16 protein-coding genes are annotated in these 17,306 nt (G+C 42.1%); 11 read left to right on the forward strand and 5 right to left on the reverse strand.

The genetic code is table 11. The features are described 5' to 3' along the window. Window positions 1–22 precede the first annotated feature (22 nt). The gene (locus FQ083_RS05050) at window positions 23–478 is read left to right on the forward strand and encodes a DNA polymerase III subunit chi (protein ID WP_011512425.1); all 456 of its coding nucleotides are present in this window, start codon (window positions 23–25) and stop codon (window positions 476–478) included. Between the two features lie 194 nt (window positions 479–672). Then, a complete protein-coding gene (gene sstT, locus FQ083_RS05055) occupies window positions 673–1,875 on the forward strand; it encodes a serine/threonine transporter SstT (RefSeq protein WP_011512424.1) in 1,203 nt (400 codons plus the stop codon). Window positions 1,876–1,962: 87 nt separating this feature from the next. Here sstT and FQ083_RS05060 read toward each other — a convergent pair whose 3' ends face one another. Beyond that, window positions 1,963–2,286, reverse strand: a complete 324-nt coding sequence (locus FQ083_RS05060; RefSeq protein WP_020442445.1) for a chaperone modulator CbpM — start codon at window positions 2,284–2,286, stop codon at window positions 1,963–1,965. A gap of 85 nt (window positions 2,287–2,371) precedes the next feature. After that, entirely contained in the window at window positions 2,372–3,352 is a 981-nt protein-coding gene (locus FQ083_RS05065; RefSeq protein WP_149409068.1) for a DnaJ C-terminal domain-containing protein, read from the reverse strand. A gap of 543 nt (window positions 3,353–3,895) precedes the next feature. Here FQ083_RS05065 and FQ083_RS05070 point away from each other — a divergent pair. Then, on the forward strand, window positions 3,896–4,258 hold the full coding sequence (locus FQ083_RS05070) for a septal ring lytic transglycosylase RlpA family protein (RefSeq protein ID WP_011512421.1): 363 nt from the start codon (window positions 3,896–3,898) through the stop codon (window positions 4,256–4,258). A 103-nt stretch (window positions 4,259–4,361) separates the two neighbouring features. Here FQ083_RS05070 and FQ083_RS05075 read toward each other — a convergent pair whose 3' ends face one another. Next, window positions 4,362–6,353, reverse strand: coding sequence for an ATP-binding cassette domain-containing protein (locus FQ083_RS05075; RefSeq protein ID WP_149409069.1), 1,992 nt, complete (start codon window positions 6,351–6,353; stop codon window positions 4,362–4,364). Window positions 6,354–6,856: 503 nt separating this feature from the next. On the opposite strand from FQ083_RS05075, the gene erpA reads away from it, so the two are divergent. From erpA to FQ083_RS05115, 8 genes are all read left to right on the forward strand, one after another. Then, window positions 6,857–7,237 (forward strand): iron-sulfur cluster insertion protein ErpA, encoded by a 381-nt coding sequence (gene erpA, locus FQ083_RS05080; RefSeq protein WP_011279349.1) that lies wholly within the window; start codon window positions 6,857–6,859, stop codon window positions 7,235–7,237. 395 nt (window positions 7,238–7,632) lie between these two features. After that, the gene (gene gshA, locus FQ083_RS05085; protein ID WP_410477354.1) at window positions 7,633–9,216 is read left to right on the forward strand and encodes a glutamate--cysteine ligase; all 1,584 of its coding nucleotides are present in this window, start codon (window positions 7,633–7,635) and stop codon (window positions 9,214–9,216) included. 55 nt (window positions 9,217–9,271) lie between these two features. After that, window positions 9,272–9,802: a disulfide bond formation protein B gene (locus FQ083_RS05090; protein ID WP_149409071.1), complete on the forward strand. Its 531-nt coding sequence runs from the start codon at window positions 9,272–9,274 to the stop codon at window positions 9,800–9,802. Window positions 9,803–9,995: 193 nt separating this feature from the next. After that, entirely contained in the window at window positions 9,996–10,619 is a 624-nt protein-coding gene (locus tag FQ083_RS05095) for a copper resistance protein NlpE N-terminal domain-containing protein (RefSeq protein WP_149409072.1), read from the forward strand. A gap of 289 nt (window positions 10,620–10,908) precedes the next feature. Beyond that, window positions 10,909–12,426, forward strand: coding sequence for a UDP-N-acetylmuramate:L-alanyl-gamma-D-glutamyl-meso-diaminopimelate ligase (gene mpl / locus FQ083_RS05100; RefSeq protein WP_149409073.1), 1,518 nt, complete (start codon window positions 10,909–10,911; stop codon window positions 12,424–12,426). 314 nt (window positions 12,427–12,740) lie between these two features. Then, on the forward strand, window positions 12,741–12,995 hold the full coding sequence (locus FQ083_RS05105; RefSeq protein ID WP_149409074.1) for a GlsB/YeaQ/YmgE family stress response membrane protein: 255 nt from the start codon (window positions 12,741–12,743) through the stop codon (window positions 12,993–12,995). Between the two features lie 235 nt (window positions 12,996–13,230). Continuing rightward, window positions 13,231–13,785, forward strand: coding sequence for a peptide deformylase (gene def / locus FQ083_RS05110; protein ID WP_149409075.1), 555 nt, complete (start codon window positions 13,231–13,233; stop codon window positions 13,783–13,785). 244 nt (window positions 13,786–14,029) lie between these two features. Next, window positions 14,030–15,205: a type III PLP-dependent enzyme gene (locus FQ083_RS05115; protein ID WP_149409076.1), complete on the forward strand. Its 1,176-nt coding sequence runs from the start codon at window positions 14,030–14,032 to the stop codon at window positions 15,203–15,205. A gap of 95 nt (window positions 15,206–15,300) precedes the next feature. Here FQ083_RS05115 and FQ083_RS05120 read toward each other — a convergent pair whose 3' ends face one another. Beyond that, window positions 15,301–16,221: a hypothetical protein gene (locus tag FQ083_RS05120; protein ID WP_149409077.1), complete on the reverse strand. Its 921-nt coding sequence runs from the start codon at window positions 16,219–16,221 to the stop codon at window positions 15,301–15,303. A gap of 102 nt (window positions 16,222–16,323) precedes the next feature. Continuing rightward, entirely contained in the window at window positions 16,324–17,154 is an 831-nt protein-coding gene (gene dapB / locus FQ083_RS05125) for a 4-hydroxy-tetrahydrodipicolinate reductase (protein WP_149409078.1), read from the reverse strand. Between the last annotated feature and the right edge of the window lie 152 nt (window positions 17,155–17,306).

The following is a 17,306-nucleotide window of genomic DNA, read 5'->3' on the forward strand; positions in this document are numbered from 1 at the left end:
ACCAATTAATGAAAATCAGTTTATGAACGTTAGCTTCTATGTATTAACTGAGAATAAAGCCCAAGATTTCTTGGGCTTTATTTGTCAGCTGACCCAAACCGCGCTTAATAAAAGCAATCAATCGTTGTTAATTCTTATCGACGATGATGAATTGCTCTCGACGCTTGATAAGGCATTATGGGAGCAAGAGGCTACTAGCTTTATCCCCCATCAACGCCTTTTGAATGCTGATACTGATATCAACCATAAAGCGTTAGCGCCTGTACTTCTTAGCAATTATATGCCTGCTAACTTTAAAGGTATGGTTCTTAATACCACTATACATCCAGTAAGCACTTTTATGACAGCTACTATCAATGCGAAACCTACTCGTGTCCTTGAGCTGATAAAACCTGATGCAGCTAGTGTGCAAGAAGGTCGTCATAAATATAAAAGCTACCAACAACTCGGCTATGAGCTGACCCACTTTACAGTTTAATTCTTCAAACCGCTTTATTTGTTACGGTAAAATCATTCTTTTTGTCACATACAACGCCTTTTCTTTAGCTCTATCAGCCCAGTCAGATGCGGGTTAAAGGTAGGCGCTTATCCCAAAAAATGCTACCATCCTCCGATTATTTTTCTGTTTTCGCTATAAATATCTTATTTATTGACAAGGTTGAGGGTGTATAGATGCGTTCATTGATTGCGATGTACCAGCGTATAGGACTGGTACCGCTTATTATTATCGGTTTAGTATTAGGGGTATTAATAGGTTGGTTGGCACCAAATGTTGGTATTGCATTAGGATTATTGGGTACTTTATTTGTGGGGGCACTAAAAGCCGTCGCGCCGATACTGGTATTCGTTTTGGTCATGGCAGCCATTAGCCAACATCGTAGTGGCAACGAGGTCTATGTTAAACCCGTGCTGATCATGTATATGTTTGGCACTTTTTTAGCAGCGCTGACTGCTGTAGGGGCAAGCTTCTTATTTCCAACCGAGCTGGTTTTAGTCAATGCGGTAATTGAGCAAGTACCGCCAGCAAATTTAAAAGAAGTGTTGACCAACTTGCTGATGAATTTGGTCGCCAACCCCGTTCAGGCTATCGCTGAAGCCAACTATATTGGTATTTTGGCATGGGCAATTATCATTGGTTTTGCTTTACGTCAGGCGAGTGATACTGCTCGTACCGTGGTCGGGGATTTTTCTGATGCCATCTCACAAGTGGTAAAATGGGTTATTGCCTTAGCACCTTTTGGTATTTTGGGTTTGGTTGCCAATACGGTTGCTGAGACAGGCTTTGAAGCTTTAGCTGGCTATGCACGCATCTTGATGGTATTGGTCGGTTGTATGCTATTTATCGCGCTAGTCGTCAATCCACTCATTATCTTAGTTAAGACAGGAAAAAATCCTTATCCGCTCGTGTTTATCTGCTTACGTGAGTCTGGTATCACCGCCTTCTTTACCCGCTCATCAGCGGCAAATATCCCTGTCAATATGAACCTTGCGCGTAAATTGGGTCTACATGAAGACACGTATTCAGTGACTATTCCACTGGGTGCTACCATCAATATGGCGGGCGCTGCAATCACCATTAACGTTTTAACGCTTGCTGCTGCTCATACGCTCGGTATCGAAGTGACGTTTGCCTCAGCACTGCTATTAAGCTTGGTCGCAACGATTAGTGCCTGCGGCGCATCTGGTGTTGCTGGTGGTTCATTGCTACTGATTCCATTAGCGGCAAGCCTATTTAGTATTCCAAATGACATTGCGATGCAAGTAGTCGCGATTGGCTTCATCATCGGCGTCATACAAGATTCTGCAGAAACTGCTCTGAACTCATCAACAGACGTCTTATTTACCGCTGCTGCTGATCCAAAATATGCTCGTTAATTTGCTATAAAATCGTATGCTTAAATGCTAAAGAGCCCAATCAATGATTGGGCTCTTTTTTATGATCGGCTTTTACTGTTCATTTAACTATTTTAATTGATCAATCGTGACTTCAATAACAGGTGCTTGCATATTCAATTGGCGTTTTAGTTGGCGCAGTTGCTCGATTTCATCTAGCAGCTCAAGTATCAGACCAATTGCTGGCACGCTGGCTTCAAAGTCGCGACTTAGGCGGGACGCACGGCGCACAGTCGTCAGCTGATAGCCAGTAAACTGCTCGCGCTCTGGTACATCATATTCGATGATGTTCTCTTCAATCAGCTCGATCACCCACTGGCGCTCTTGACCACAGGCAGATATCAGCTCATCTAAGCTCATGATGATGTCATTAAATTCAGGCGAGTGTTTCATAGCGATTATCCTCGTTTTTCTTTATTTTATCGTTATCGTCTACATCTCTATTAGGGTATTAAACGGCTTTTATAAATCTATTTGTTTATCGTTCAATGGTTATGTCAGTGAAGGCTTGTTTTAGTGCTTCATAAGCGTTGGTTTCCGCTTCACTATTGATATCCGGATTGACAATATTTAGGGTTAAGTATAAATCGCCTGCTTCTTTAGCAGGAATACCTTTGCCTTTTAAACGTAAATTGCTGCCTGATTTGCTGTTTTTAGGGATACTCACACCCAGCGTGCCCGCTGGCGTACTAACATTAATTTTTTCACCCAGTGCTGCCTCCCATGGGGCGATGTTTACAGTTTGGTAAATATCTGCGCCTTCGATACGGATATTTGAAGCATGACTGATTTTAACCTTTAAAAATAAATCACCATTTTTACCATTACCGCTGCCAGCCGCTCCTTGTCCAGCCAATCGAATTTGCTTGCCATCCGTAATGCCTTTAGGAATTTTAATTTTAAGGGTCTTATTATCGTAGCCCACACTGCCATTTGGCTGACGCACCGGAACATTTAACTTAATACTATAGTCATCACCGTTATAGACTGAAGCCAAATCAACCGTAATCTCGGCATGTTGATCTTGACCTTTGCTATCTTGGTTGCTAAAGCCGCCATATTGCGACTGACCACTATTTTGTCCGTGTGCGCCGCGTCCAAATGCCGAAAAAATATCATCGAAGCGGAAACCTCCATCGCCGTAAGCCTCACCTTCCCCAAACTGATCTTTGATATCTTCCCAACGGAAGCCGCCCTGACCAGCACCTGCTTGCCCGCCAAAACCGCCACCTTGACCAGCAAAAGGATTGTTTAGCATCGCATCATATTCAGCACGCTTGTCCTTATCTCTGATGGTTTCATAAGCATTATTAATCTCAGCAATCTTATTATCGGCATCTGGCGCATCGCTGACATCCGGATGATATTGACGGACGAGCTTACGATATCTTTTTTTAATATCGGCGTCTGAGGCGTCTTTTTTGACCCCTAAAATGTCATAGTAGTTTTTTTCTGCCATGTTATGTTCCTCAAAATAAGATCTATTAATAATAATGAAATGCCAATTGTAAACGCTAGTAATCGAAATTAGGTTGGCGATATAACAGATTGTGACCCTAGTCTACTTATAATGATAGCGCTAAAAAAACCAAATACCATTATAGAAATATTACCAATATAGGGGATTCAACTTAAAAGCGATACCTTGCGCTCGCTATAAATTATTATCGTCTCTGCTAGGCGGATAGTAGTATGCAAGGGATATTTTTCTCTGAAACATACTATCTAATACGAAAAATTTTTACTTTCAACTGATTTTATAATGAGAGAATCGACCAATACATTGTTTATATTGACAGCAATCTAAATATAGCAAAATAGGTATATATATCATAACTTACTGTTAAAAAAGCGTTTTTGACCTAAAGAGTTTTTTTACAGAGCTGTAAGAATGTGAAAAGTTATTTCTTGTATGATGTTTTATATTATTTGTACTCATAGGGAGTATGCATAACATAGGCAAGAGTATCTGTCTATTTCTTCAATAGCAAAAAGGTTTTAAATGTCTTATTTAATCAAGTCTTTAGTCATCACTTTATCAATACTATTGAGCGCCACTGCTTTCGCCGGTAATACCAGCTACTACGGTAGCAAGTTCCACGGTAAGCGTACGGCAAGTGGTAGTATCTTCAATATGAACTCCCTGACAGCCGCACATAGAACGCTGCCGTTTGGTACGAAGGTACAAGTGACCAACAAAAAGACAAAGCAGAGTGTGATTGTGAAAATTACAGATAGAGGGCCTTTTATACGAGGTCGCATCCTTGATTTATCTAAAGCTGCTGCTGGTCAAATAAACTGTCAGCTTTGTACTACTACGATGGAAATCCTATCTTATGGTGATGGTCGATATCGTAGAGAGTAAGGCAATAAAGTAAAAAAAGGGAAGGCGTAAGCCTTCCCTTTTTAATGACTGAGTTTTATCGCTTGGTTTCGATTAAAAACTAATTGATAAAAACTTCACTATATTAGCCGATATTGGCTTCCATTTCTTCCAAGGTTGTCATTGCCAGTAGCAATTTTTCTTCATGTTGACTATGTTGTTGCTGTAGCGCGGTTTGCTCATTCAGCAATATCATCAAATCAGCCTTACGACTTTCTTCATAAAGATCCGTATTCGCCAGCTTTTCTTCTAACACCAGTAGCTTTCCATCAATTGTTGCCAAGGTCTTTTCTGTATTTTCAATATCACGGCGAATAGGCGCGGTTAATTTGCGTTGTTCAGCGGCCAGCTTGCGCTGCGCATCTTTACCCACTTGCTTGCTTGCTTGGCTACCTACTGAATTAGCATCTGTTTCACGTGAAACAAACTTCTTACTCTCTTTTTTACTTTTCTTCTTACTGGTATTTTTGTCTTGCGAATTTTCTTGTTTACGTTTTTCAGCAAGCCATTTACCATAATCACTGATGTCACCATCGAACTCATCGATTTGACCATCATGTACCAAAAATAGCTCATCACAGACATTGGCAATCAACTCGCGGTCATGCGAGACCAGTACTACTGCCCCTTCAAACCCTTGCAAAGCAATGGTCAAGGCTTGACGCATTTGTAAGTCTAAATGATTGGTTGGTTCATCGAGTACCAGCACGTTCGGACGTTGCCAAACAATCAAAGCCAATGTTAAGCGCGCACGCTCACCACCAGAAAATAGCTCGCTTATGGTATCGATACGGTCGCCACGGAAATCAAAGCTACCCAAAAACGAGCGTAACATCGCATCAGACGTTTTGCCTGCCAAACGACGCAACATCTCTATCGGCGTTGCCTTGGGATCAAGGATGTCCATTTGATGCTGGTTAAAGTAGCCAAGCTTTAGCGTATCAGAAACGTTATAGCTGCCCTTTAATACGCCAAGCTCACCGACCAAGGCTTTAATCAAGGTCGATTTACCAGCGCCATTCATTCCAAGCAGCCCAATACGAGTATCAGGAGTGACTTGTACGTTTGCATTATAAAGTAGGGGGATGTCGCTATAGCCAATATCCGCATCAGTCAGCTCAATCAGCGGCGAGCTCATATTAGCCGGCTCATAAAAGCGGAACGAAAACGGGTTATCTGCCATCATCGGCGACAGCTCAGCCATGCGCTCAAGCTGCTTGATACGGCTCTGCGCTTGCTTTGCTTTACTGGCTTTAGCACGGAAACGACGAATAAAGTCATCCAAATGTGCTTTGGTCGCTTCTTGCTTCTCAAAAGCTTGTTGCTGCTGCGCCATACGCTCATGACGTGTGCGAATAAACTGTTGATAGTTACCGGTATAAAGGGTGATTTTTTGCTGCTCAACGTGCAAGATATGACCAACGGTGTTATCTAAGAACGTTTGATCATGCGAAATCACGATGACCAAACCAGTAAAGGCATTAATCCACGTCTCAAGCCACAAGATAGCATCCAAATCCAAATGGTTGGTTGGTTCATCGAGTAGCATCAAGTCAGCGCGGCTCATCAAGGTCTTAGCAAGGTTTAAGCGCATACGCCAACCCCCTGAAAACCCTTCTACTGGTAGTTCATGCTGGTTGGTATTAAAACCAAGACCCGCCATAATTTGCGCGGCTTTGGTTGGCGTACGATAGCCATCGATTTCATCAAATTGCTGATGCAGCACACCAATCTGCTCATCACTGACGCTGCTCAAATCATTCAAAGTAGCATTAATCTCGTACCACTGCTCATCACCGCTTAGCACATAATCAATCGCCGTCTGTGTGGTCGCGCCAACTTCCTGCGCCATGTGCGCTACGTGCCAGCTATCAGGGATACTCACTTCACCCCTATCAAGGGTCACTTCGGTATCGCCGGTACCCATTCGTGTCAATAATAAGGCAAATAAGGTCGATTTTCCGGTCCCGTTATTGCCCGTTAAGCCAACTTTGTGGCCCGGATGTAGCTGGAAGCTTGCCCCTGCAAACAACTCACGACCATCACGGCGAACACCAACGTCTTTAAATTCGATCATATAATTTCTTCATCTCAGCGGTAATATAAAACATAAGGCAATAGGAAAAACACTTATCTGGCGTGTTTACTGGCGGCTATTATTTCAAACGCCTAACCGATAGGCAAACAATTAAATAAGTATTTTAAATTCAAACCTTTATACTGCTACTAATTCCCTTGTATTAACAAACAACAAAGGGCATATATAAGTACGTTATAATAGCAAACGCTATTATTACCCTTGACAAATTAGTCATTAGCCCAACTATGTTATACTAGCAAAACACTATTGACATCAGGCAGTTAAGTGCTGATATTCTCAATTAAAGCCTAGTTACTATGCTGTCTATATCGCAGTGGTTGTCCAAAAATAGCGATACCTTGCATAAAGAATAGTGCAGTTGCCGGTAGGTCATGAATAGCAGCTATGAAAAGCTACTGGCAAGTCATCTTAGCCTATATCAATAGACGACCTCGCATACGTAAAAATAATAACATCTGATTTTAGCAATTGAGGTAGATATGAACCAACCAGCCAACCAATTTAATCCAAGCTCAAGCCAACCTGTAGATCCAACGGTTCTGAACCTGACTGACAGTGCGGCACAAAAAGTCCGTCGCCTGCGTGAAGAAGAAGGTGATAGCAACTTGATGCTACGCGTCTATGTCACTGGCGGTGGCTGTTCAGGCTTTTCTTATGGCTTTAACTTCGCCAATGAGCTCAATGAAGATGATGCCAACTTCGATAATAACGATGTGACCTTGGTCGTTGACTCATTAAGCTATCAATACCTGCAAGGCTCTACCGTTGATTATACCGAAGGCTTGGAAGGCGCACGCTTTATCGTGACCAACCCTAATGCTACGACCACTTGTGGCTGCGGCTCGTCATTCTCGATCTAAATATTCGCTTTGGTATATCTTAATATCCAATGACTATATAAAGAATTATTCTGCTATGGCACTTACCCGATTGGTAGGTGCTTTTTATTTCAGATATTTTTCCTGTAAAAATTTGGGTGCATGGGCTATTGATAAAAATAGAGTTGCCCTCCATAAAAGCTTTCAAGAAAATAAGCACAAACGATCAATTAAAGTCACAACTTTCTTAGGGCTTTACTGCTATTTTATGGCTAGATTTTCTGCCAAACAATGTGGAATTCACCTTCAGTAAAACGGACAGTATTTGTAATCGTGCGTGGTTTTTAGCCTGTCTTTGGGCTAAACTGAAGCCACTATTCTCTATTTTCCGATTAGCCATTAATGGTTTTTTAATCAATAATAACCAATAACAACAGATGATCCTTATGAGTAATTTTGCGAGTAGCTTTGTCGATTTTGATATTCCAAACTGGTTTGCCAGCGAGCATTTAGCAGGCATGTTACGTGGTATCGAAAAAGAAGGATTGCGTGTTACGCCTGATGGTTATTTGGCCCAAACGCCGCACCCTGCCAAACTCGGCTCCAAGCTGACTCATCCTTTTATTACGACGGATTACTCTGAAAGCTTACTTGAGCTGATTACCGACCCCAAGTCATCACCAAAAGAGACGCTAAACATGCTGCGTCAGCTGCATCTATTGGTCTATAAAGGTATGCCTGAAGATGAGCTGATGTGGCCGCTGTCTATGCCTTGTATGCTATCATCAAATGATGAAGATATTCCGCTCGCGGACTATGGTAGCTCTAACACGGGTAAATTGAAAACTTTGTACCGTAGTGGACTTGGTGTTCGTTATGGTCGCCGGATGCAGACCATTGCAGGTTTACATTATAATTTATCATTTGGTGACGATTTATTCACTGCGTGGCAAACACAAACGCCTACTGCACAATCTCTGACATTAACAGAGTTTAAAAACGATAAATATCTGGGTCTGATTCGTAACTTTAAGCGCCTGACCAGCTTGGTGCTGTATTTATTGGGCGCAAGTCCCAGTGTTTGCCCTTGTTTTGTTTCAGGGATTGAGCACGACCTTGAGATGTTCAATAATTCAACCTATTATAAACCAACTGCTACCAGCCTGCGTATGGGCAAACTTGGCTATACCAATAGCGTGCAAGAGCACCTTGATATCCGCTACAACAATTTGCCTGAATATGTCAAAGGTCTGCGCCGTGCGATTCAAACCCCGCACGAAAGCTTTGAGAAACTCGGCTTAGATGACGAGAATGGCAATCCTATTCAAATCAACAATCATATTTTACAAATAGAAAATGAATACTACAGCCCTATTCGTCCTAAGCAAATAGCCATGAGTGGCGAAAGCCCAACTGAAGCACTTGAGCGTCGTGGTATCGCTTATGTTGAGTTTCGTGCGATTGATTTGGACCCTTATAGCGATATCGGTATCCGCTTATCTAGTGCCTGCTTTTTAGAAGTGATGGCGCTTTATTGCTTGCTTAGTGATTCCCCTGAATTAATGCCTGAGGAAGAAGATGCGCTCGCTATCAATCTTGAGCGCGTCGTTAATGAAGGTCGCCGTGAAAATCTACAAATCCTTAATAATGGTGCCGAGCAATCATTAGAGAGCTGGATGCTAATGCATTTGAACCGTATGCAGCCGTTAGCTGCACTATTAGATGCACACTATGGCGGCAATGATTATCGGGCGGCTGTTGCCTTGATGCAAGGCAAAGCTGGTCACTCTGAGTCAACTATTTCAGCGCAAGTGAACTCTGATAGCAAGCGCTTGGGCAGTTTATGGCAGTTGGGCTTTACCTTAGCACAGCAGCATCGCGACTCGTTATTGCAGCAGACGCTCAGTCCAAATACCCAAGCAAAATATGAAGTGCTCGCCGAAAAATCTATCTTACAACAAGCGGAGATAGAAGCAGCTGAAACAGAAGATTTCATGGATTTCTTGCAGCAGTATCGTTAATCTTTCATATCTTTCTGTCCTTTATTAACAAGCACTTTATAAGAGTATCTGCCCCATGCTACAGCTAACCACTTACCGCAATCTGCAAGTGTTTTTAGTCATAATGACCGCGATAGGCATGAGCTTTGCACTATTTTTCTTACAGCGTTATATGGGGTTCTCACCTTGCCCGCTTTGTATTTTTCAGCGGATTGGTCTAATGTTCATGGGCGGGTTTGCTTTAATCGCCGCTTTGTTTCATCCAAAATCGATGGTTATCAGACTACTACTTTGGCTTGGTAGCTTAGCGGGTATCGGCTGGGCGGCGATAGTCGCAGGACGTCATGTTTGGCTACAGCATTTACCAGCAGATCAAGTCCCGTCATGTGGTCCGGGTTTAGATTATTGGCTTGATACCTTGCCTATGCAGCAGGTATTAAAAGAAGTATTTGCGGGCTCTGGTGAATGCGCCTCTATTGACTGGACGTTTCTGGGCTTAAGCATCCCTGAACAATCCTTGATTTTATTTAGTATTCTCATACTGACCCATTTGCTTATCTTGTGGCGTATCGTACGTCCTGCTACTCCTAAGCCTCTCGCTCGATAAATAACGCACGGCGCGCTATTCATAGTTTCTCCATTTTTATCACATAATTTAACGAAATCAAGCTCGCAACGCGGGCTTATTGTCGTTACTCTAGTCGTTTTCGTTCTATGTGGTTTTTACGCTGATTTTAGAGTCAAAATGACATCAGTTGTAATTAGCAATATTGTTTAAAAATCTGCTCTGTGGTAATACTATGATAAATTTTTCGCCTGTATTTTCTGCTTCCTCGCTTAACAACCGCTGTCTACGCCTATTATTAGCCGTACCGGTCTGTATCGCCTTGGTGAGTTGTGACAGTGCTTCTTCTTCTACAAATAAAAATACCCAAGGTGCGCCGATTAACAGCGACCAAAGTAACGTTTTGAATAATGATGAGCCTGCCTTAGAAGACAATAGTGCTAAAGCATCAGCTAATGAAGACAGTGATCAAGAAGGACAGGCACTTATTGCAGCAGCAAACTCGAATGATAACTCAGCACGTTCACCGATGATTTCAGCAGCAAATAGCGATAGTATGTTGCAAGCGACCTTGATGGGCGATTATGGTGGCGTTGTCCCCTGCCCATCTTGTGGCAGTATCGACCTCACTTTGAACTTATTCGCTGACGGTTCAGTATTGAAAACCAGTGTTTTTAATCAGGCTAAAACGCCGCAACCGCCTTTGATAGAATCCGGTGTCTATCGTCAAGACAATGATGTAATTACTATCGTTTATGAGAAAAAAAATATCGAAACCTATCAAATTCAAGACAATCACTTGATCATGATGGATGAGTATAAAAATCCTGATGAAAACTATGCTTTAGCACGTCAATAAATGCGTGAATGGCAACGCCATACAGCATCTTTGAGATAACGCTAAATCCGACTACTTTATAATTTTGATAACGCCTATTTACTAGGCGTTTTTTATTGGTCAACGAACCATGATTACTTTACAATGAGCGCTTGCCTGCTGTGCTACGGTCGTTGGCTCAACATAAAAGAGTACTGGCTTAAATAGTAATTTGCTAAGATAAATATTAGCTCAGCCAAAATACAGCAATCTCTTTTATTACCTTACGTTAGATTTTCATTCCTCTTATTCAAGCTCGTACGGAACGTCTATGCATATTCATATTCTTGGTATTTGTGGTACTTTTATGGGCTCGCTGGCCTTATTGGCGCGCGAGCTTGGACATACGGTCACGGGCTCAGATGCCAACGTTTATCCGCCGATGTCTACCCAACTGGAAAACGCGGGCGTGACCATTGAGCAAGGCTATCTGGTAGAGCATTTACAACCAGCACCAGATTTGGTCGTGGTTGGTAATGCTATGAAGCGCGGTATGGATGTCATCGAATATATGCTGGACACAGGTCTACGCTATACCTCAGGACCACAGTTTTTATCTGAGCAGGTATTACAATCGCGTCATGTGATAGCCGTTGCCGGTACTCACGGTAAAACCACGACGACGACCATGCTCGCTTGGATATTGCACTATGCGGGTATCGATACTGGGTTTTTAATCGGCGGTGTGCCACTGGTTGATACTGCTGATGCACACTTGCAGCAAGTCTTTGCTCACAGCAGTTATTTGGGTGCTGACAAAATTGATAATGACGATTCATCAAATACTGGCTATTTCGTCATTGAAGCAGATGAGTATGATTCTGCATTTTTTGATAAGCGTTCAAAGTTCGTACATTACCGTCCGCGTACGGCTATTTTGAATAACCTTGAATTTGATCATGCGGATATTTTTGCGGATCTTGATGCTATTCAGACCCAGTTTCATCATATGGTGCGCATGATTCCAAGCACTGGCAAAATCATTATGCCCACAGCGACTGCCAGCTTAGAGGAAACGTTAGCGAAAGGTGTTTGGACACCTGTTTGGCGGACAGCAGTATTGGACTCAGCGGCACATAATACTCATGCAACAGATAATACCTACGCAAAAGATAAGCATGTAAAAGATAGTAGCGATTGGCAAGCTGAACTTATTAGCGAAGATGGTGGTCAATTTGCTGTCAGTTTTTTGGCTGATATTGCTGATAAAGAAGCCACGGGAGTCGTCGATTGGTCGATGAGCGGCATTCACAATGTGAATAACGCCTTGGTTGCTGTCGCAGCGGCTTATAACATCGGCGTCAGTGTTAAAACTGCCTGCGCGGCGTTATCAGCATTTGCGGGTATCAAGCGCCGAATGGAGCTTATAGGCAATGTAAATGATATCTTGGTCTTTGATGATTTTGCTCATCATCCAACGGCAATTACGACCACTTTGGATGGGGCTAAGAAAAAGCTAGCTGATAGACGACTTTGGGCAATTATTGAACCACGTAGCAATACCATGAAAATGGGTATCCATCAAGACAGTCTGGCGCAGTCCGCTGCTCTCGCCGATCATACATTGTGGTATGAGCCTACCGGACTGGAGTGGGGTCTAAAAGAAGTCATTAATAATGCCACTATCGCAAATCCAGATATTGGCAGCCAACAGGTACTCTCTAGCGTAGAAGATATCATTACTCATATTTGCACATATGCCAAGGCTGGTGATGCGATTGTGATTATGTCTAATGGCGGCTTTGAAGGTATTCATCAGCGTTTATTAACCGCTTTAGCTAATAGTTAGTCTGGCTCTATAACCCTGTAAAATAACAGGCGTAGCTGATTAATAATGAGCTACGCCTTTTTATTTCTTTTTATACTTATAAAAAACTATCTCTACTTTGATAGAGACATACAGTCATTTCATTATCGACTTTACTACCTTTGTAACACCCCGTTTACCTATTTCCCCTGCTAAATAGCAAATATCGCTTTTTCCTCACAGAGCCCATACATAGGTAACATTTTTTGCTTATTTCTCGATCTCAATAATGTTTACAATGGACTCAACAAAATAAGTAAACCATTATAAATGATAGACACTTTAGGAGAATTGATATGAGCTTTATTTGGATGATTATTGTTGGTCTGGTTGCAGGTTTATTGGCACGTGCGATTAAGCCAGGTAGCGATCCTATGGGTTGGATTATGACGATTGTATTGGGTGTCGTTGGTGCGATGCTTGGTGGTTTCGTTGCTGGCCTAATTGGTATTAATGCTGATGGCGGTTTCACTGGTCTAATCTTCTCAGTAATTGGTGCGATTATCTTACTGTTCATCTATGAGATGATTATGAGTAAACGTCGCGTATAATTGGACACAGCTAAATAGCTAATATATTTCAATAACGAATACATAAAATAAAGGTCTTGTGCAATCAAGGCCTTTTTTATTGTTTCAAATTCCTCTATCCATACATTATTACTATATTTTTCTTATATTTATCAGTCAGGATATCTCTCTTTAGCTATTGATAAGCATTACTTTTGTCCCCATTTATCTTATAATATCAAACCTATTTTTTATCTTTATCATTGAGGTGAGCCTTATGGCGTTACTCCCTATTTTAAGCTATCCCGACCCGCGTCTGCGTACGATTGCAACGCCTGTCAAGGAAGTCACTGCTGAAATCAAAACCTTAATCACCGATATGATTGAGACCATGTACGATGCGCAAGGTATCGGTCTGGCTGCAAGCCAAGTGGATCACCATATCCAGCTTATCGTGATGGATTTATCAGAAGATAAAGACAGCCCAAGAGTGTTTATCAATCCAACAGTGACGCCATTGGTTGAAGAAAAGCAGCCGTATGAAGAAGGTTGTCTGTCCGTGCCAGATGTCTATGACAGAGTTGAGCGCCCAAATAAAGTGCGTATCGAAGCCCTAGATGAGAACGGCAATAAGATTGATGAAGAAGTAGAAGGCTTACTTGCCGTTTGCATCCAACACGAAATGGATCATCTGAATGGGGTGATTTTCGTCGATTATTTGTCGCGTTTGAAACAGACACGTGCGCGTGATAAGGTGCGTAAAGTCCTTAAAATACGTGAAAAACAAGGTGAGCAAGTGGCGGAAAAAGAGCCACAGCCAGCAAACTCTTAATCTATTTCTTTGATAAGCTGATTGTCACATACGTTTATCGTCAAGTGGTTTTGTTATGGCTTATGCTACGTTTTAGACGCTGTCTGTTTTAGATACTGCACATAGCGCAGCAATAAGGCGATGACTAAACGCTTAGATTTTAGCGTAAAGAGTTTGGCTTTTATTATTAGTTCTGGTTAGCATCACTCCTTGTTAGCTTCATTTCTTGTTCTCATTAAATACTGTTTTTATTAAAGGTCTTACTATGATTAAAATCGACCAATATTTTGACCCTGCCGGCTGGCAGAAATTTACTAAAGCGGCTGAAGGTCGTGAAACACCATTTTTGGTGGTTGATCTTAATCGCATTAAAATAAAATATCATGAAATGGTTGGTTTTTTTCCTCATGCTAAAATCCATTATGCGATGAAAGCAAGCCCTGCTGTCGAAGTTATCAATCTGCTTGCTGAGCTTGGTTCAAACTTTGACTGTGCATCGATTTATGAGCTTGATCGCGTGCTTGACTGCGGCGTTGAGCACTCACGTATCTCTTATGGTAATACCATCAAAAAGCCTGAACATGTCAAATACGCCTTTGAAAAAGGAGTTGATTTGTATGCGACCGACTCAGAAGCAGATTTAAAAAACATCGCAAAACATGCACCTGGCTCAAAAATATTTGTACGTATCTTGGTACAAGGGTCAGATACCGCTGAATGGCCATTGTCACGCAAATTTGGTTGTCACCCCAATATGGCGATTGAACTATTGATTCAAGCGCAAGAATTGGGCTTAGTACCTTATGGCATCTCATTCCATGTGGGCAGTCAGCAAAAAGATGTTGCCGCTTGGGATGATGCTTTAGCCAAAGTTAAATACATGTTTGATTGGATGAAGAACGAAGAAGGCATTAAGCTTCAAATGATTAATTTGGGTGGCGGCTTTCCGGCAAACTATCTGAGCGAAGTCAATCCTATCAAAGTCTATGCTGAAGAGATTCAAAGCTACTTAAGCGATGACTATAGTGCTGAAGATATGCCAGAGATTATTTTAGAGCCCGGTCGCTCATTGGTTGGCGGTTCAGGCGTACTGGTTAGTGACGTGGTATTGATTTCTCGTAAATCGCATACTGATCTGACACGTTGGGTCTATACCGATGTGGGTTTATTTCAAGGTTTAATTGAAACCTTAGGTGAAGCCATCAAGTACCCCGTTTATACACCTAAAATGGAAACCTCAACCAGCGCGGGTACGGTGGTATTAGCAGGTCCTACTTGTGACTCAACTGATATTATGTATGAAGAGGCAGGTTATCAGCTACCAGAAGAGCTGGAGATTGGTGACAAGATATTTTGGTTAACTACGGGTGCTTATACCAACTCGTACTCATCTATTGAGTTCAATGGTTTTCCACCGTTAGAAGTGGTCTATGTTGACTAATTTGTGATAAATAATCGTTACTATAAAAAGCGCGGCATTGTGAATAACAGTGCCGCGCTTTTTATAGTTTATTTCGCTATAGTATTTATCATTAGCTACTGTACTAGTAGCGATATTGGCACATCATTGTTACGGCTGTTATTTTGGTTGCCACCATAACCTGCGGTCTGATTTTGGCTGTTTTGAGAGATTTTCCCGATAGTCACCCACTGTCCACGTGGCACAATAATGGTGCTATGCGATCTTTGCCCTTGCACGCTACTATTATAACCATAGCCATTATAAGAAGGATTGGCGCGCACGAGCTTTTCTTCAACTTGGGTCAATTGTACTTCGACTTGTCCATTAGCAAGCAGCCTTGGCGTGACCGCAATACCTTGGCTCGTTGGCAATAAGACCTGCTGCTGGATAATAATAATTCCTACTGGACGGTTGTAAGCTAGATAGGTTCGATAACTATTGGCAGTATAGGTTTGATTTAGTGCGTAGAGTGTATCAGTACTGATGCTTGCCGCGCTACCTGACAAGGTTTGTACTTGATATAAATTATTTGTTTGTTGTTGGCTATTACTCTGGTTGATAATCCCTACGCCTTGTATACCGCTATTACTAATAGTGACTCGACCTTGCTGAATATTACCCTGAGCCCTGCTGTTATTGCCGACACGCACAGCGACCATCAATGCCTGTGGCTGACGGTCAATCTGTGCCAATAGCTTTTGTACTGCCTGATAGTTGCTGGCAGTGGTACGAAGCACTAGCTTATCTTGATAAATCGACACCGTGCCGCCGTCGCGACTAGCATTTAACTGCTGACGAACGGAAGGTAGCAATGCATCACCTCCATACGTATGAATGACATAGGTTTGATAAGCAGCTGCTTGTACGACTATTGGCACTACAGTTAAACTTAGGATAAATGCTATCTGGCGTCCATAACTTATGGTTTTGACAGTTTTTATAATAGCCAGCTTTCGACCAAAAATCGCTATTAGATTTTCACTAAACTTATTCATAATTGACCTCTAGCAATAGTTAAACGCTATCAAAAGCCATACTCAGCAGCTACCAAACTATGAGAAAAAAACCTTAATAATTCAAACCTTGTTCGTTAAAGCCTAGTCATTTAAACCTAAGACATCCTGCATATTATATTGTCCAGCCGATTGTTGAACAATCCACGTAGCGGCACGCATAGCGCCAGCAGCAAACGTCATTCTTGCGCGCGCGCGATGGGTAATTTCAACAACTTCGCCATCTGCAATAAACATCACAGTATGATCGCCGATGATTTCACCGCCACGTATCGCATGAATACCAATCGTACCTGCTTCGCGCTCACCAGTTTGTCCTTCACGACCATAGACAGCGACGTCTTTTAGATTCTGTCCACGTGCTTCTGCCACAGCTTCTGCCATCATGTAAGCCGTACCTGATGGCGCATCGATTTTATGCTTATGATGCGCCTCAATGATCTCTACATCAGCATCAGTGCCAAAAGCTTTGGCAGCCATACCTAGTAACTTTAATGACAGATTAACGCCTGTTGAATAGTTACCCGCATAAACGATCGCAACTTGCTCACTCGCTTTTGCCAATACTTGCTCTTGCTGCTCATTAAATCCTGTCGTGCCGATAACCATAGCGACGTTGTGTTCAGCACAGACTTGCATGTTTTGTTCAGTAGCAGCAGGCAAGCTAAAGTCAATCAATACATCAATCTTATTAATCACTGACCGTAAATCATCAACTATTTGCACATCCAATCGACCGACCGCAGCAACTTCACCCGCATCTGCTCCAACCAAACTTGAGCCTTGACGCTCAATCGCTGCAATTAATGTCGTTTGTGGATTGTCTTGTATCGCTTCGATAAGCATACGTCCCATACGTCCACCTGCACCGATGACACCGACATTAATCATTTTTTTATTCTCTGGCTGACTCATATAATTATCCTAAGTACTTTATTTTTAATACGCTGGTTTTTAAATTTATTAGGCTAAGTTTAGCAAATATCAGCTTATGAATGGTTTTTTATAGCACCAATAAAAAGCTCGATAGTTTCACGTGAAACTATCGAGCTTTTATCAGTTATTCA

Source organism: Psychrobacter sp. ANT_H59, assembly GCF_008369225.1.
GTDB lineage: Bacteria > Pseudomonadota > Gammaproteobacteria > Pseudomonadales > Moraxellaceae > Psychrobacter > Psychrobacter cryohalolentis.